The organism is Fenollaria timonensis, assembly GCF_001457835.1.
Classification (GTDB): Bacteria; Bacillota; Clostridia; order Tissierellales; family Peptoniphilaceae; genus Fenollaria; species Fenollaria timonensis.
The window spans coordinates 264,065-281,158 of record NZ_LN898229.1 but is presented as its reverse complement, the minus strand read 5'-3'; the positions used below and the strand labels follow the sequence as shown (position 1 = coordinate 281,158).

The following is a 17,094-nucleotide window of genomic DNA, read 5'->3' as shown; positions in this document are numbered from 1 at the left end:
ATGGGAAATATATTAGATATAAAAACTTGGAAGTCTTTTAAAATAAAAGATATATTTGAATGTAAAACTTGTCCAAGCTCAGTTAAAGTAGATCTTGATGATGGGGATATTCCATATGTAAGTAGGACAGCGTTCAATAATGGTCAGGCTGGTTTTGTAAATGTAGATGAGCCCATGATTAGCAAGGGCAATTGTATTACGATTGGAGCAGAAGGAGTATATGCATTTTATCAAGAAAAAGATTTTGCTACTGGGGTGAAAATTTATACTCTTAGAAATAGGCATTTAAATAAAGAGATTGGAATGTTTATTTGTACTATATTAAATAAAGAAAATTATAAATATAATTATGGTAGAGCAAGAGTATTAGATAAAATTAAAAATGAGATAATAAAACTTCCAGTTGATGATTATAATAATCCTAATTGGGAATATATGGAAAAATATATAAATATTATTGATAATAAAAGGGATAAAAAGGGAGAAGTATTTGCTTCTAAATTAAAAACAATAAACAAAACAAATGAAGTAGATTTAGATATAGATATAGAAGGTTGGAAAGAGTTTTACTTGCATAAATTATTTAATACATCTATGGGTAATGGCATAGATGCAATAGCTACAACAAGTGATAATCCAAAGTACAATTATGTATCACGTGATAGTAACGGAAACGGTGTTGTAGGATTTGTAGATGAAATTGAAGGACAAAAGACATTCCCTGCTGGTGCCATGTCATTAGCTCTAGGTGGTAGTTTTTTAGGATCTTGTTTCATACAAAAAGAACCTTTTTATACAGCGCAAAATGTAGGTATATTGCAAGAGAAAGAACCACTTAGTATTCACACAAAATTATTTATCTCGACTCTGATAAGGAATGAATGCAAAATAAAATATCAGGCTTTTGGAAGAGAATTAAACTCACATTTTAGAAAAGATTTTACAATAAAATTACCAGTTTTAATGAATGGTAATGACTATGTTATAGATAGCGAAAAGAAGTATTCAAAACTTGGGTTTATACCTGATTGGAAATGGATGGAAAACTATATAAAGAGTTTACCATATGGGGATAGGATTGAGTGAGGAATTTATATGTATATTAAAAAAATTAAAATAAAGAACTATAGGAATTTTAATGATTTTGAAATGGAGTTTAATGATGGATTAAATGTAATCATTGGGGCAAACAATTCAGGAAAAACTGGTCTTATACATGCTATTAGGTTGCTTAGTTCACCATCTGATATTAATATTAATGATTTTAATAAAAATAATCTTATCAATTATAAAAAGAAATATATTGATGAAGCACCTTCTATACGGATAGAATATGATATACATCACGAAATTTTTGAAGAAGATACTACAGATGAGAGCATTTTAAAACTTTTACCATTTTTAGGTATGGAGAAGATGGCAGAAAGCCGTATAAGCACTGAAAAAGACACAAAATATAACATTTTTGCAACTATACAGGCAACATTTTGCTTAGATAGTAAGTTTACTGAGGAATATAAAAAAGAGGTTCAAGACATAAGTAATTTTGATGACTACTTTTTAATGCTCAACAGATACATAAATGATCATTATTTATGGATATATACAAATGGTAAAACCGAAACTAATATTGATTCAAAATTGGCTAAAAAAATCTTTGATATACAATATATTAACGCGGAAAGAACAGGTACTGATGTTGCTAAAGAAATAAAAAAAGATATCAGTTCTTTATTAAATGATAGTGATAAAGAGAGAGAGTATGACGCACTTATTTCAGAACTTAATGATAATTTAAAAGAACTTCTTGAACCATCTATTACTAAGATGTCAAATTTATTTAACTATGAAAAAAATGAGATAGGCTTAGAAAAAGGCAATATTTCCATAACTTCCCAAATAAACTCAAAACTATCTGCAGAGGATTCCTATATAACAGAGGTAAAGGATACTAAATTTAATTATAACTTGCCATTAGTATATAATGGCTTGGGATATAATAATCTAGTTAATATATATATGTCTATTAAATTGTCAGATGTGAAAAAAGGGAAAGATTTTAAAATTTTGTGTCTTGAAGAGCCAGAGGCACATTTACATCCAGCAATGCAATACAAATTGTTCAAATTTATTAGCAACTTAAATAAAAACAATAAATTGAATCAGCAGGTTTTTGTAACTACGCACTCAAGCAATATAACTGCAGTGTCTGGCTTAGATTCTATGTATATAATTCAGTATGATAGACAAGGAGAGGTTTCAGATTGTTTTCAACAGAGTTTGAAGCACCAATTAACAGATAAAGACGACAGCACTTTTAAATCAGATGCTAAAAATCATTTAAATAAATTTTTAGATGTTACTCGTTCTGATATGCTGTTTGCTGACAAAATAATACTAGTTGAAGGTATTGCTGAAAAAATACTATTGCCGATATTCATGGAAAAACTAGAATATCCATATGAAGATGACCATATATCAATTGTAGAAATAGGTGGAAAGCATTTTGAATATTTTATAGAAGTATTTAATGATAACCCAGTAAAAAAGAAAATTCTTTGTATTACCGACAATGATTTTAAATGGTTTAATGATGATAGAGAAAATTGTTTGCTTAAAGAATATTTAGAATATAAAGCTCCACATCTTAAAAAGTTAATAAGCCGTTATAAGTTTAATGAATTTAAAATAGTCACTCAAATAAAAGGTGGAAGCACATTTGAAGACGAGTTATTTATAGAAAACTTTAAAAATGAAGATATTGTATCATCACTATTTGGGTTACCACTAAGTGATACAATGAAAGAATTTTGCAAAAATAATGGATTTTCTATAGATAATTGGATTAAAAATAAAGAATTAATTGATGGAAGGAGTATTAAATTAATATCAAAGTACCTAGATTGTTATAAGAAAAAAATAGAATTAGATCCAGAGAATCAAGAGTTTTATGAAAAATTGATTTTTTCTAAGTTGTTTTTACATTATGCCAGCAATAAAAAAGGTGATGTGGCTTTAAGTTTAATCACAGATAAAAATTTTTTTGATGACAAAGATATAAGCAAACTTATCATACCAGGGTATATTATGGAGGGGTTGGAATGGTTAAATCAATAACTTCAGGAGATATACTTACAGAAAATGAATTATTGAATCATATTAAGATTTATGCAGGACCAGGAGCCGGTAAAACTCATTTTATTGTAGAAAATATAAAGAATATAATATCGACAAATAAATTAATTACTAATTCAAAAAACAGAAAGATTTTATGTATAACTTATACAAATAAAGCTGTAGATGAAATAGCTAACAGACTTCAAGGAATTAATGAATATATAGAAATTAATACAATACACGGATTTATTATTGAAAATATTATTAAACCATTTCAAACTGATCTAATAAGCATAATGAAAAATGATTTTAATATAAAAGTGTGCAATGGAAGTACTATTAGTTCACAAGTAGAGGGATTGTCATTATTACATGGTATAGATAAGGAAACCATATATAAATACATTAACACAGAAAAAAATACTTCAGATGTCTATTCATATAGTAAAATGAAAATGAGTGAAGTACAAGTAGATGTTGATAAGTTTATAAATTGTATAAGATTAAATAAAGATTTGAAATCTAGTTTAACTAATCCAAAAAATTTTTCTGTGGATGATATTGTTCCTTTAAAAAAATATATTTGGTCTGAAGTGAGAAAGCTTACACATGATGAAATTTTGTATTTCGGATATCGAATTATTCAAACGAATCCAATAGCTTTATATATGTTGCGAGTGAAGTTTCCTTTTATTTTTGTAGACGAATTTCAAGATACCAATCCTATACAAACAGAAATAATAAAACTTATAGGCAGTAAATCTACAAAAATAATAATAGTTGGAGATGTTGCCCAATCTATTTATAGTTTTCAAGGAGCTAAGGTTTCTGATTTTTTAGAGTTTAATATAAATAATGAAGTAGAAGAGTACTCTATTGATGGTAATCGTAGATCAACAGAAAACATTGTAAATTTTTGTAATTTTATTAGATGTTCAGACGAAAATATTTTTCAATCAAGTATAAGGAAATATAAAGATGACAAAACAATTATTGAAAAAATAAGCATAAAATTCTTACTGGGTAAAAGTGATGAAGTAAATAGAACGCTTTATTCTATTTTAAACGATAATGGAGTTATACTGGCCCGTAGTTGGGTAGATGCATTTAAATTTATTCAAGATATAGAAGAAAATCAATCTGTTATTCTGAAAAGAATTTATAACAGTTATTATAATTCTCCAATTATGATCAGAGATGAAATAAGAGAACATAATAATGTGATGTGGGTTAAAGCTTTTAAAATTATATTTAATTTATGGGAAGGTTATAACAATAAATCTTTTGGTGATATTATATTAACACTGCAAAAGTATTTTCAAATATCTTTATCCAAGATAGAAATAAATCATATATATTCAATATACGAATTTTTAAAAGAATTATTTATAGATGTAAGCTCTGACACATTAACAGTGGATATAATTGAAAAATTTAATAATTTAATTTTTCAGAAGAAGAATACTATATTAAAAAAATTGTTTGGAATCAATGATATAGGAATTTATATTTTTTCAGAATATGACAAAGAAGATTTGAAACAAAATGTAAAGTGTCTAAAATGGCATACGTCATATTGTTTATTTAATGAGGTTTTTTGTGAGAATAGTAAATATATGACAGTTCATCAATCTAAAGGATTAGAATGGGATAAAGTAATTGTAAGCTTAAATCCCAACTCATTTGATAAAAAAGAAGGAGTTAATTTGAATGAAATGTTTACTTCTCCCGTATTAGTTAATGAAACAACTTTAGATGAATTTACACGCTTGTTTTATGTAGCTTGTAGTCGTGCAAAAAATGAACTTTACATTCATTTAGAAGATGAATCTTTGCAGACAACTATCAGAAATAGTTTGGAAAAGTTCCAAAAAGAAAAAGACATAGAAATAAAATTTGAATTTATAATTTGAGTTTTTCATGTTCAATTGTATGAATATAATGCAATTAAATACGAAAAATATTTTAACTATATATAATAATTATATTTGGGTATATATCAATCAAGGAGTTGATTATATGATTCTTATTGGATACAAAAAATGCACTACATGTAAGGGCATTGAGAAGATGCTTGAGGAAAAGAATATAAAATACACTTACAGGGAGATTGACAAGGATGTTCCTACTAAAGCGGAGCTAAAGGCGTGGCACAAGGCGTCGGGTCTTGACATCAAGCGTTTCTTCAACACTTCGGGTCTTGTTTATAGGGATATGAATCTCAAGGACAAGCTGGGTGATATGACGGACGATGAAAAATACAAACTTTTATCGACTAATGGCATGCTTGTTAAGAGACCGATACTTATCGAGGACGATGGCTCATTCGTGGCTGTGGGTCCTGATGTGAAAAAATATTTAGCGTAAGAAAAATAAAAGCGGACTGAGATGAAATCAGTCCGCTTTTGTGTGTTTATTTAATTATTCCTAAATTTATTTTTGCTCTTAGTACGCGCAAAACGTGTTCGTCGATATCTGCTTCTTTGATCTCGCCATTTGTCACGGCTGCCTTAACGGCCGCTATGTCATTAATAAAGTCTGTTGAGCAAAGCATGTCGGCACCTGCCTTAAGTGCAAGTACTGCGGCATTCTTCTCGCCTACAAATTTCTTCACGCCTTGCATTGCCAAATCGTCTGTGATGATGACGCCATCAAAGCCTAGTTCATCTCTCAAAATTTTATGAACTGCTGGGGATATGGATGCCGGCGCGTCCTTATCCATGGCCTCTACTATATTGTGTGAGACAAGTACCATCGATGCCTTGGCGTCAATCCCTGCCTTGAATGGAAGAAAGTCTTCGCTCTTAAATTTTTCCATCGGCCTTTTGTCATGAACAAGGTCTGTGTGGGTGTCCTTGTTATTGCCATAGCCAGGGAAGTGCTTTAAAACGCTACCCATATGCGCTTCATTCATCATTTCTACAACATTTTTTACATAGTCTGCGGTTTCTTTTGGACTCTTGGCAAAGCTTCTTTTGTAAATGAAGTCATTTTTATTCGTGGAAATGTCTGCGACTGGTGCAAAGTTTAGGTTTATGCCTATGCTTTTTAATAGCTCCGATTTTTCTTTTGCGTCACTCTTAATTCGCTCCATGCCGCCATGCTTATACAAATACTGCGGTGAGGCGAATGGATATTTTCTGAAATTCTTGTTCGTGCTCACACGATTGACTGTGCCGCCTTCTTCGTCCACAGCAATGAACATAGCTATTGCCGAAGCGTTTTGATAGCTTTGTATATTTTTAACTACGGCGTCTTTCGTTTTGCCTTTAAAGTCTCTTCCAAATAATATATAGCCGCCTAGATTATATTTTTTCACAAGTGTTGTCGCATCTTTTTCTGGGCAGCGCGCGATAAATATCTGGCCAATCTTTTCATCAAGAGACATCTTTTCTAATAGCTTTTCCTCTTTTGTCTTCTCTGTGGGTTTTTTCTCCTCTATTGGCTTTGCCTTGTCATTTACTTTTGCCTTGTCATTTACTTTTGCCTCATCATTTATTTTTGCCTTGTTTTGCAAGTCTGCATCGCTTTTCGCCTTACACGATATTAGCACGCCCATTGCCATAATAAAGGCTAATATTAATAAAATTTTCTTTTTCATCTATTTCACATTCCTTACAAGTATTGCCTTGATCTTGACGTCCTGAGAGCGCCACTTTGTCTCGTACTCGCTGATGAAGTCGTCTTGGAACTCATCTACAGCCAAGTCGTATGTTTTGAAAATTATCTCGAAGCCCTCGCGCTCGAAGTACTTGAGCGAGGCCTCATAAAGACCTTGGTCGTCGGTCTTGAGCCTAATCGTCCCACCATTTTTAAGAATTATTTTATACATCTTTAGTTGATCGGGGTAAGTGAGGCGTCTTTTGTGCTGCTTGTTTTTTGGCCACGGATTAGGAAAGTTTATATAAATCTCCTCGACCTCGTTCTCTTGGAAGTACTCATCGACGTTTCTGATGTCTGCAAGCACTAGCCTTACGTTCGACGTGTCCTCTTCTTCAAGCATGCGCTTTGCATAAACGAGGCAGCCCTCTTCCATATCGATACCGACGAAATTTTTCTCCTTAAATGTATTTTTCAAATAATTAATAAAGCTGCCCATGCCCGAGCCAAGCTCTAGGTAGATGGGATTCGTGTTGCCGAAGTCCTCATGCCACTTGCCCTTGTTCTCCATGGGTCTGTATCTAAAGATGGGGCTCTCTTTAAGTTCAGGCAGCGCCCACCATTTCTTTCTCATTCTCATTTCATCACCAAGATTAGTTTAGCATATGATGGCTAAAATTGCAAGTTTGTGATATAATATTTACATAAAGGGGGTTTATATATGTTAGCTCTTGTAAGTGGCGCTTCGCGAGGCATTGGCAGGGCCATAGCGATTGAGTTTGCCAAAAAAGGTTACGATGTCTGCATCAATTACCATGAGCATGATGATGAAGCGATAAAAATTTTAGATGAAGTAAAAAAATATTCGAACGGCTTTGTTTATGGGGCAGACGTTTCAAATTATGATGAAGTTTGTAAATTAAAGGAAGATATTTTTAAAAGATATAAAAAAATTGATGTGCTTGTGAATAATGCGGGCGTGGCATTAACTAAGCTAGTGCAAGAAACGAGCGAAGAGGAATACGATTATGTATTTAACACGAACATGAAGGGCGTCTTCAACATGACTAAGGCTTTTATTAAGCCGATGATGCATGATGGCGCGGGATGCATAATTAACGTAACGAGCATGTGGGGCGAGACGGGAGCTGCGATGGAGACTGTTTACAGCGCATCGAAGGGAGCTGTCATCGCTTTTACCAAGGCGGTCGCGAAAGAGGCGGCACCATCGGGCGTGAGGGTGAACGCAATAAGCCTAGGCTGCATAGCAACGGACATGATGAAGGTGTATTCAGAGGCTGAAATCGATATGCTTCGTGATGAAACGCCGCTTGAGGTCATCGGCACGGCAGAGGACGCAGCGAAGGCGGCAGTTTTCTTAGCATCACAGGACGCGAAATTCATTACAGGCGAAGTGCTTCGTGTGAACGGGGGCTTCTATATATGAAAAAGAAGAAAACTCTTCCAATTATAATCATCGCTCTGCTATTAGCCATAAATATATTTACTCTTTTATTTTTAAATATAGTAAACGTTACTGGTGATAGCATGGCGCCTGTGGCGAATGACGGGGATAAATTTCTTGCGATTAAAAAGCCTTTATTCAGTGATATCAAAAGAGGCGATATTGTTGGAGCAAGATCTGAGGCCTTGGGCGTGGATATGATTAAAAGGGTAGTGGGACTGCCTGGTGAACACATTGAAGTCACTAAAAAAGAAGGACTTTTGATAAATGGCAAGAGGATTTACGAGACTTATCTTGGAGATAAATATATGAATGATTTTTCTTGGGTAGATAGGGACAATGGCTGGACGCTTGCAGATGATGAAGTCTTTTTAATGGGTGACAATAGAGCTATAAGTACTGACTCGAGGTCATTTGGACCGCTTAAGATAGATGAAGTAAATCATAAGATAATATTAAAACTGAAAAGTAGCAAAAAAAGATAGGGACTACAAAGTCTCTATCTTTTTTGATATAGCGGGTATCATTTGTTTTTTTCTTGAAAGAAGTCCATCGACTGTAAACTCGTTATCTACAAGATCTTTATCGAAGGCTGCAGAGATGCTTTCTTTGTATGAGCCTTGCACTAAAACTAGTGAGTACTCTTTAAGTATATCAGTTATCATCAGTACGAAGCTGTCTTCTTGATTCTTTTCTATCGTTTCTTTCATCAGATTTAGTAAATCATCTTTTCTCTTTTTCACTTCATCCATATCCATGGTCATGACTTGTGCGACGCGTATCTTTTTCTTCGCGATATTAAATGACTTCACATCCATCTTTAATAGGTCTTCGCTTGCTACGTCCTTGATGCTTGCCGCTTCAGTAAACATCTCTATAGCGTAGACATCTGGATCAATGCCAGCTATTGGCGCAAGAAATTCTATCATCTTCGCGTCTGTCCTCGTGCTTGTTGGCGATTTTAATAAAAGTGTATCTGAGATGATGGCTGAGATCAATAGCCCTGCTATGTGCTTTGGAATTACTACGCCATTCTCAATAAACATCTTTGTAATGATGGTAGCCGTCGAGCCAAGTGGTTCGTTCCTAAAGTATAGTGGGAGCTTTGTCTCGACGTTGGCAACTCTGTGGTGGTCGATGATTTCAAGGATTTCAGCTTCTTCGATGTCGTCGACGGATTGAGTTCTTTCGTTGTGATCGACTAGGATGATGTTTTTCTTCTTATCGTCAAGCAAGTGATAACGGCTGACTGTGTTTATGACCTTGCCGTCGTTATCAAGGACAGGGAAACAGCGGAACCTGTTTTTGTTCATCTCGGCCTTAACGTCCGAAACAAAATCTTGTATGTGGAAGGTCTTGATGCCATCCTTTGTCATCGCGTACGACACGGGCACGCTTAAGGGAAGCACCCTCGATGCCATGAAGGAGTCGTACTCAGTCGATATGATGCTGATGCCTTTTTCCTTCGCCAAATTTAAGATCTTTTCGCTTATGTCGAAGCCGCCAGTCACTATCATGCAAGAAACGTTTCTCTTGATCGCGTCTTCTTGAGCGTCCTCTCTGTCGCCAAGTATAACGACATCGTCTGCTTCGATACGATCCTCAATCATCTTTGGGTCCATAGCGTAGATCGCCATGCGGCCAAGGGGCTTTCTGTAGCCATCGTTAATTACAGTACCCTTTAAGACCTCAACAACATTTTTAAATGGCGTATCAGCCTTGCTAAGGATTGTGTCGTCAAAGATGTTTGTATAAATCTCTGTGATGTCCTTAAGACCTATGATGCCACTCATCTTTCCGGCCTTGTCAATGACTATGAGTACATAAGCGTTTTTCTCGCGAAGTAAGTTAATCGCTTCGTATAAAGATGCGTCTTCGTCTATAAGCACGGCGTCATCAAGATCAACGTCCTTTAATTTTATCTTCATCGTTGTTAATAGCTTTGGCTCGTCTACGCCAAAGTATTTTAAAACGAATTTTGTTTCCTTATTTAAATCTCCGAGCCTAACTGCTTTTGCATCGTATTTGCCAAGACTATTGACAAGGTAAGCGTAGGAGATAGCGCTCGCGATTGAATCCGTGTCAGGCACCTTATGACCTGAGACGTAAACTTTTTTATTCATTAAATCACCTTCCATATTATATTCATATACTATAACACATTTTGATGAAAAAATAAAGGATTTAGTAATTAATTTTGCAAAAAGCCTTGAAAAATTATTTGGAAGATTGTATAATTAACTTAGCCACCAAATAAAAAAATCATGTGTACATATGGTATAGTATTAGTAACAAACAAAAAAACAACTATACGGAGGTACACATGACTCATATAAATTATACCATAGAATTTACAGAACGCAAGAAAAATTCACATCTATCACTACATGAAATGTCATTAATACAGGCATGGAAAATAGATGGACATAGCAACAGAGAGATAGCAAGAAGGCTAAATAGAGCCCCGCAGACAATAAACAACGCAATAAAGAAAGGCACAGTAAAGCAAAAGAGAATAATAAAAAGTAATAACAAAACATATACTTACTACGATGAAAAATACTTTGCCTTAACTAATTATGAGGTATATATAAACAATAGATCTTCTTGCGGAAGAAGACCAAAATATATAGATATAGTCGAATTTCTTAAATGGGCAGACAATAAAATGTTAAAAGATAAATGGTCTCCAGATGTATGTGTTGGATACGCAAAAGCAAATAGACTCTTTCCATCATCAGAAATACCATCAACAAAAAGCCTCTACAACTGGATAAATAAGTCACTAATGAAAACAAAAAATATAGATCTACTAGAAAAAGTAAAGAGAAAAAACAAAAATAGCACAAGAAGAACAAGACAAAACAAGAAAAAGCTTGGCATATCCATAGAAGAAAGACCAGATAAAATACAAACAAGAGAAGAATTCGGCCACTGGGAAATAGATACAGTTATAGGTAAAAAGAAAAAGACAGATCCAGTACTACTTACATTAGTAGAAAGAAAAACAAGATATGAAAAGCTGATAAAAATACATGGAAAAACACCCGATGCAGTAGACATTGGACTTAAATTCTTAAAAGATAATGCGCAGTTAAACAAAGAAATATTTAAAAGTATAACATCAGATAATGGTTCAGAATTTTCAAGCTTATCAGAATTAGCAGAATATGTAGATATATATTTTTGTCATCCATATACATCATGGGAAAGAGGAACTAGTGAATGTCAACATAAATTAATACGAAGATTTATACAAAAAGGCACATCAATAGAAGAAGTATCAAAAGAAAAAATATACAGAATAAACGAGTGGATGAATAATTTGCCAAGAAAAATCTTTAATTACAAAACTGCAAAAGAAGAGTTCATAAAGGAAATAAAACAGCTTAAAAGTATCTAGTTTAATAAAAATAAATACTTTTAAGCTATACTATACATTTAGTCTATATGATGTCTGGGTGGCTAACTTATTGTTGCAATTTATATGAAAAATTATTTCGATTGTAGTAAAACTGATTGATATAAAAGGAATGGTGTAATTATGTCAAAGAATTATGAAATTAATATGACGGAGGGAAAACTCCTTCCAAAATTAATAAAGTTTTCGATACCCTTGATGCTATCGAGCACTTTGCAGCTCTTTTTTAACGCCGCCGATGTTATAGTTGTCGGACGTTACGCAGGGGACGCTGCACTTGCCGCAGTTGGTTCGACCGGTGCACTGATTAATCTAATCATCAATCTATTCATCGGTATATCGATAGGTGCGAGCGTGCTTATGGGTCAGGCGATAGGTAAGGGCTCATACAAGGAAGCGCAAGATACGCTTCATACGTCGATGCTATCGGGCTTACTTGGCGGCTTTATCATGATAGGGGTCGGTTACTTTTCAGCAAGGCCAATGCTTGAACTGATGCAAACACCCGAGGAAGTTATTGATTTAGCGACACTTTATATGCAGATCTACTTCATGGGCATGCCGGGCTTTATGATATACAACTTCGGCGCATCGATACTTAGAGCAGCAGGCGACACAAAGAGACCGCTTTACTATCTAGCCATCTCAGGCGTTATGAACATAGTTTTAAATTTATACTTTGTAATAGTTTTGAAGAAGACAGTTGACGGAGTTGCTCTTGCTACCATCATCTCGGAAGCTTTCTCAGCCGTGCTAATAGTTTTGTGCTTGATGAAGAGCGACGGTTACTTGAACTTAAAGCTAGATAAATTAAAGATGGATTGGAAAAAGTTTGGCGAAATGCTTAGGATAGGTTTGCCATCAGGCTTTACAGGGGCACTATTTAGTATATCCAATATGCTTATACAATCATCGATCAACTCCTTTGGTAAGCTTGTAGTCGCTGCAAATACTGCAGCTGGCAACATCGAAGGCTTCGTCTTTATGGCGATGGACGCCATCTATCAAGCATCACTATCATTTGCCTCGCAAAATATGGGTGCGAAAAAGCTTGACAGAGTTGACGAGATACTTAAGACAACCATAGTCATGGTGTCAGTCGTGGGCCTTGTTCTAGGTATAGGCGCATACTTAGCAGGCAAATTCCTACTAAAATTATATACACCAAACCCAGAAGTTATCGAGATTGCGATGCTAAGGCTAGGTATCATATCGACAACATATTTACTTTGCGGCATCATGGATGTTTATTCAGGCGTAATACGCGCGATGGGTTACTCACTAACACCTATGATCATAGCTGTCGTATGCATTTGCGGCTTTAGAATATTGTGGATCATGAGTGTATTTCAAAAGTATCATGAGCAATGGATTTTGTATATTTCATATCCATTGTCCTGGTTATTGACTACCATAGTCTACGTCTTTACTTATATCTATGTGAAGAAGAAGGTTAAAGAACGTTTTGCCTTGGAAGAAAATAATTAGTCTAAGCGCTTGACAAAAACGAAAATTATATATATAATGATTAATGAACTTAATAAGTCTCATAAAGAGTGACGGAGGGAATAGGCCCTATGAAGTCCGGCAACCTGCTAGCAAGGTGCCAAATCCTACAGCGCAGCTGAAAGATGAGAAGAATGAACCTTCAGCTATGAAGGTTTTTTTATTTTACAAGATGCGCCGCGAAAAATATCTTTGCGGCTTTGTATTTGCAAGAAAATATATTAAGGAGGAAGATTATGTATAAAAAACTATTTACATCTGAATCGGTTACAGAAGGTCATCCCGACAAGGTCTGCGACCAAATATCAGATGCAATACTAGATGCGATACTAGAAAAAGATCCAGAAGCAAGATGCGCGATCGAAACAACTGCATCAACTGGCTACGTTTTAGTATCAGGACAAATCACAACAAACTGCTACGTTGACATACAAGCAGTAGTTAGAAGGGTTATAGCTGACATAGGTTACACTAGAGGAAAATTCGGTTTCGATGCAGAAAATTGCGCTGTACTTGTATCGATCGAAGAACAATCTAAGGATATAGCACTAGGCGTTGACAAGGCGCTTGAGACTAAAGAAAAATCAAAAGATAAATATGATTTAATAGGTGCAGGCGACCAAGGTATGATGTTTGGCTACGCTTGTAATGAGACAGAAGTTTATATGCCACTAGCCATATACTTATCACATAAGCTAGCAAGAAGGCTAGCTGAAGTGCGTAAGGACGGCACACTAAGCTACTTAAGACCAGATGGCAAGACACAAGTAACTATCGAATATGAAGCAGACATGCCAAAGAGAGTTCACACTATAGTTGTTTCTACTCAACATAAGGAAGGCGTTAGTCTTGACAAGATAAAGAAGGACATCATCGAGCACGTTATAAAGCCAGTAGTTGATCCAAAACTAATTGATGATGAAACTATCATCTACGTGAACCCAACAGGACGTTTCGTTATAGGCGGACCAAAGGGCGACACAGGACTAACAGGTAGAAAGATTATCGTTGACACGTACGGCGGCTACTGCAGACATGGCGGAGGAGCCTTCTCAGGAAAGGACGCTACAAAGGTAGATAGATCCGCTTCATACGCAGTAAGACACGTTGCGAAAAACCTAGTAGCAGCAGGCCTTTGCGATAGATGCGAAATACAAGTTTCATACGCAATAGGCATAGCTAAGCCGATATCCATAAACGTAGATACATTTGGAACAGGCAAGATCGATGAGACAAAGATACTTGAGATAGTTGAAAAAGTATTCGACCTTCGCCCAGCCTTCATCATCGACTACTACGACTTAAGAAAACCAATCTTCCACAAGATTACTAACTACGGCCACTTCGGTCGTGACGATATAGATCTTCCTTGGGAAAGATTAGAAAAAGTTGACGAGATTAAAAAACTTGCTAAAATTAAATAGTATATAAATTATAAATATAATAGGAAGAGAACTATGAGCGACGTGTCCATAGTTCTTTTTTGTTTTGAAAATGGATGGCATATGCCGGGAGGTAGACATATGCCGAGCGATAGATATATGACGAGCGATTGCCATATGCCGGGAGGTAGACATATGACGGGAGGTAGGCATATGACGGGCGATTCGTTAATTGCGTAAATCGTTTTTTGTGAACTTTGATTTTGGCAAAACTATTAGTAAGGCAAAAGATATTACAAAAAATTAATATTTTATATAATTTACTTATATACTCACTTTTATTAAGATAAAATAAAATATACATAAATAAATCAAATAAATTTATATATTTGTGATACTTTTACTTGACATATCTATTCATAAGATATATAATGCAAGATAATTAATGAAAGTTAGTAAATATCACGATTTACGGACTAATTTATTTTAAAAATCGTAATATCAATTAAAGAAAGAAGGGGAATCATGAAAAAAGGAAGGAAAATATTAGCTTGTTTGATTTTGATGGTACTAGTACTAAGCCAAGTGCCAAGAAACTTGCTTGTTCGTGCAGAAGAAGGCGAAGAAACGAAATATAATTTAAGCTTCGAGCTTGAAAGAGATGCGAGCGCATTGAACGAAATTTATCAAAAGCATGATGAGGGTGAGAGCGAAAGTGAAAAGACAGATGAAAAGGCTAGTGATAAAGAGGCTAATGGCGAAGCAGATGCAAATAAAGATGTTAATAGCAAAGCAAATCAAGTTAATGACAATGATACAGTAGTTGACTTGAGCCAAGTAACAGAAGGTGAAGAAAATTCATCTGAAGAAGCAAAGCCGGTAGATGAAGTAAAACCGATAGATGAAGTAAATGACGAAGCTGAATCAAGTGAAGAAGAAAATGAAGAAGCAGTAGTCTTGCCATCAGGTGGCGGAGAAGGCTCTCAAGAAGAAAAGGCAGAAGAAGTAAAGGACTTAAATATCACTTATACAGTTCATATAAAGGGCGAGTCTGAAGAAAGTATAGAAAAAAGAATCACTTATTCAGTAGAAAAAGCTGATTTTGTTGGAGATCTAAAATTCGAAGGCATTGAAACACTAAGCAATGAACTAGAAGTAAAGTACTATAGTAGAGAAGATGGATCAAGCTTTGACGAGAAATCTGAAAATTTTGATTTGTATTTAGAAACAAACGCAGAAAAAACAGTTTTAGAATTGCCAAGCATAGGTGAAAAAGAAGATTCACTAAGAGTAAAGGAAAGTAATTTTGAAGAAGCAATAGAAATAAACGAAGAAAAAGTTGGTGAAGTAGTTGGTGATCCTAATTCAAAACATTATTTAAGTTTTAATATAAGTAGATATGACTTTACAGATTTTGAGAACCTTATCGCAACATATTCAAACTATTGGATGACGAGAGATGATCAAAATGTTTTTGACCGTGACGAGTGGAGATTAAATAATTTTACTGTTATTAATGAGCTTCATATTGATGGCGTTGATGAAACAATTAAGGAAAAGATGATTTTTAATTCTGATGAGCATAGTTGGTCAGAAAAGATAGAGTTTAGAAATATAGAAATTCCATATGAAGACATTGAGATTCAATATTATAAAAAGGCGGATAGCAGCCTAGTAAAACCATATCTTTTACATTATGATTTTTATCTTAAGAAGTCAGAAGATGGCAAGATGGTACTTCAAGTACCTAGATTGGCTCCAAAAAATAATTATTCAGGCGATGCTAATCAAGTTAAAATATTTAAAGTAAGCAATGTAAGTCTAAAGGATGACGATGGCAATGTTAAAGAAGTAACTCCAACTGAGTTAGATGACACCAATTTAGATATTATAGAAGACTTAGGTGGAATTAAGCCTAGCGATACTGTATATGTGAATGGCAAATCTGGAGATGACCAAAACGATGGACTATCTAAAGAAAATGCTGTAAAGACATTAACAAAAGCAAAAGAGATAGCCCAAAGCAATAATGACATTGTAGAGATAGTTGTAACTGGTCAAACAGACATTGAAGGAGATATTTCTCTTGAAGATACAAATGCAAAAATTTGTAGAAGCAAGGAGTATAGTGGATTTTTATTCAATGTTCCAAGTGGAAAAACTGCTACATTATCAAAGATAATTATAGATGGTAGATCTAATTCAAATGAAAGCATCAAGGAATCTTTAATTAGGGTTAATTCTGGAGCAACACTTAATATTAATGAAGGTGCTGTATTAAGAAATAACAAGATCATGGATATTAAAAATACAGCTACAAGAGGTGGCGCAGTAAATGCATTTGAAGCAACTATCAATATGACTGGTGGTTCTGTTGAAGAAAATCAAGCTTCTTATGGTGGCGGTATTTATTTATATAAATCTACAATGAATTTTTCTGGTGGCGTTGTTCAAAATAATGAAGCAAAAAGAGTAATTGATTACGCGTATGGCGGAGCAATTTATTCGGCGGGGGGGGTATCATTGCTAGTGGAGCAAGCACGATAAACTTCTCTGGAGATGCAAAAGTTTTAAACAACTCTGCTGATGAAGTTGGCGGTGGA

General features: G+C 34.6%; 14 protein-coding genes and 1 riboswitch. Of the genes, 11 read left to right on the top strand and 3 right to left on the bottom strand.

Annotated elements, in window-relative coordinates; translation table 11 throughout:
• The 4 genes from BN3004_RS01355 (at window position 1) to BN3004_RS01340 (ending at window position 5,484) form a co-directional block, all read left to right on the top strand.
• Window positions 1-1,086 (top strand): restriction endonuclease subunit S, encoded by a 1,086-nt coding sequence (locus BN3004_RS01355; RefSeq protein WP_058259490.1) that lies wholly within the window; start codon window positions 1-3, stop codon window positions 1,084-1,086.
• Between the two features lie 9 nt (window positions 1,087-1,095).
• Complete coding sequence (locus tag BN3004_RS01350; RefSeq protein ID WP_082244038.1) at window positions 1,096-3,117, top strand: ATP-dependent nuclease; 2,022 nt, start codon at window positions 1,096-1,098, stop codon at window positions 3,115-3,117.
• Window positions 3,102-5,030 carry a UvrD-helicase domain-containing protein gene (locus BN3004_RS01345; protein ID WP_058259489.1) on the top strand — a complete coding sequence of 643 codons (1,929 nt, stop codon included), beginning with the start codon at window positions 3,102-3,104 and terminating at the stop codon, window positions 5,028-5,030. Before BN3004_RS01350 ends, BN3004_RS01345 begins: the two co-directional genes overlap by 16 nt.
• 106 nt (window positions 5,031-5,136) lie before the next feature.
• On the top strand, window positions 5,137-5,484 hold the full coding sequence (locus BN3004_RS01340; RefSeq protein ID WP_058259488.1) for a Spx/MgsR family RNA polymerase-binding regulatory protein: 348 nt from the start codon (window positions 5,137-5,139) through the stop codon (window positions 5,482-5,484).
• 46 nt (window positions 5,485-5,530) lie between these two features.
• Here BN3004_RS01340 and BN3004_RS01335 read toward each other — a convergent pair whose 3' ends face one another.
• Together BN3004_RS01335 and trmB are read right to left on the bottom strand one after the other, a co-directional pair.
• Window positions 5,531-6,718 carry a glycoside hydrolase family 3 N-terminal domain-containing protein gene (locus tag BN3004_RS01335; protein ID WP_058259487.1) on the bottom strand — a complete coding sequence of 396 codons (1,188 nt, stop codon included), beginning with the start codon at window positions 6,716-6,718 and terminating at the stop codon, window positions 5,531-5,533.
• Entirely contained in the window at window positions 6,719-7,357 is a 639-nt protein-coding gene (trmB, locus tag BN3004_RS01330; RefSeq protein WP_058259486.1) for a tRNA (guanosine(46)-N7)-methyltransferase TrmB, read from the bottom strand. It abuts the gene before it with no gap.
• Window positions 7,358-7,438: 81 nt separating this feature from the next.
• Here trmB and ymfI point away from each other — a divergent pair, with 81 nt between their 5' ends.
• On the top strand, window positions 7,439-8,164 hold the full coding sequence (gene ymfI, locus BN3004_RS01325) for an elongation factor P 5-aminopentanone reductase (protein WP_058259485.1): 726 nt from the start codon (window positions 7,439-7,441) through the stop codon (window positions 8,162-8,164).
• Window positions 8,161-8,667 carry a signal peptidase I gene (gene lepB, locus BN3004_RS01320; RefSeq protein ID WP_058259484.1) on the top strand — a complete coding sequence of 169 codons (507 nt, stop codon included), beginning with the start codon at window positions 8,161-8,163 and terminating at the stop codon, window positions 8,665-8,667. Before ymfI ends, lepB begins: the two co-directional genes overlap by 4 nt.
• Window positions 8,668-8,670: 3 nt before the next feature.
• Here the strand turns inward: lepB and BN3004_RS01315 are convergent, their stop codons facing one another.
• Window positions 8,671-10,305 carry a putative manganese-dependent inorganic diphosphatase gene (locus tag BN3004_RS01315; protein ID WP_058259483.1) on the bottom strand — a complete coding sequence of 545 codons (1,635 nt, stop codon included), beginning with the start codon at window positions 10,303-10,305 and terminating at the stop codon, window positions 8,671-8,673.
• Window positions 10,306-10,505: 200 nt separating this feature from the next.
• Here BN3004_RS01315 and BN3004_RS01310 point away from each other — a divergent pair, with 200 nt between their 5' ends.
• The 5 genes from BN3004_RS01310 (at window position 10,506) to BN3004_RS01290 (ending at window position 17,038) form a co-directional block, all read left to right on the top strand.
• A complete protein-coding gene (locus BN3004_RS01310) occupies window positions 10,506-11,585 on the top strand; it encodes an IS30 family transposase (RefSeq protein WP_058259272.1) in 1,080 nt (359 codons plus the stop codon).
• A 141-nt stretch (window positions 11,586-11,726) separates the two neighbouring features.
• Window positions 11,727-13,091 carry an MATE family efflux transporter gene (locus BN3004_RS01305; protein ID WP_058259482.1) on the top strand — a complete coding sequence of 455 codons (1,365 nt, stop codon included), beginning with the start codon at window positions 11,727-11,729 and terminating at the stop codon, window positions 13,089-13,091.
• 56 nt (window positions 13,092-13,147) lie between these two features.
• Window positions 13,148-13,241, top strand: a riboswitch (SAM riboswitch).
• Entirely contained in the window at window positions 13,207-13,353 is a 147-nt protein-coding gene (locus tag BN3004_RS08415; RefSeq protein WP_196792451.1) for a hypothetical protein, read from the top strand. Its footprint overlaps the riboswitch before it by 35 nt.
• Window positions 13,346-14,533 (top strand): methionine adenosyltransferase, encoded by a 1,188-nt coding sequence (gene metK, locus BN3004_RS01295; RefSeq protein WP_058259480.1) that lies wholly within the window; start codon window positions 13,346-13,348, stop codon window positions 14,531-14,533. Before BN3004_RS08415 ends, metK begins: the two co-directional genes overlap by 8 nt.
• Before the next feature lie 483 nt (window positions 14,534-15,016).
• Complete coding sequence (locus tag BN3004_RS01290) at window positions 15,017-17,038, top strand: hypothetical protein (RefSeq protein ID WP_058259479.1); 2,022 nt, start codon at window positions 15,017-15,019, stop codon at window positions 17,036-17,038.
• Window positions 17,039-17,094 lie beyond the last annotated feature (56 nt).

Coding starts and splice junctions, on each gene's coding strand:
- BN3004_RS01355 (WP_058259490.1), top strand. CDS start 1: ATGGGAAATATATTAGATATAAAAACTTGGAAGTCTTTTAAAATAAAA.
- BN3004_RS01350 (WP_082244038.1), top strand. CDS start 1,096: ATGTATATTAAAAAAATTAAAATAAAGAACTATAGGAATTTTAATGAT.
- lepB (WP_058259484.1), top strand. CDS start 8,161: ATGAAAAAGAAGAAAACTCTTCCAATTATAATCATCGCTCTGCTATTA.
- BN3004_RS01340 (WP_058259488.1), top strand. CDS start 5,137: ATGATTCTTATTGGATACAAAAAATGCACTACATGTAAGGGCATTGAG.
- BN3004_RS01290 (WP_058259479.1), top strand. CDS start 15,017: ATGAAAAAAGGAAGGAAAATATTAGCTTGTTTGATTTTGATGGTACTA.
- ymfI (WP_058259485.1), top strand. CDS start 7,439: ATGTTAGCTCTTGTAAGTGGCGCTTCGCGAGGCATTGGCAGGGCCATA.
- BN3004_RS01305 (WP_058259482.1), top strand. CDS start 11,727: ATGTCAAAGAATTATGAAATTAATATGACGGAGGGAAAACTCCTTCCA.
- BN3004_RS01315 (WP_058259483.1), bottom strand. CDS start 10,305: ATGAATAAAAAAGTTTACGTCTCAGGTCATAAGGTGCCTGACACGGAT.
- trmB (WP_058259486.1), bottom strand. CDS start 7,357: ATGAGAATGAGAAAGAAATGGTGGGCGCTGCCTGAACTTAAAGAGAGC.
- BN3004_RS01335 (WP_058259487.1), bottom strand. CDS start 6,718: ATGAAAAAGAAAATTTTATTAATATTAGCCTTTATTATGGCAATGGGC.
- BN3004_RS01345 (WP_058259489.1), top strand. CDS start 3,102: ATGGTTAAATCAATAACTTCAGGAGATATACTTACAGAAAATGAATTA.
- metK (WP_058259480.1), top strand. CDS start 13,346: ATGTATAAAAAACTATTTACATCTGAATCGGTTACAGAAGGTCATCCC.
- BN3004_RS01310 (WP_058259272.1), top strand. CDS start 10,506: ATGACTCATATAAATTATACCATAGAATTTACAGAACGCAAGAAAAAT.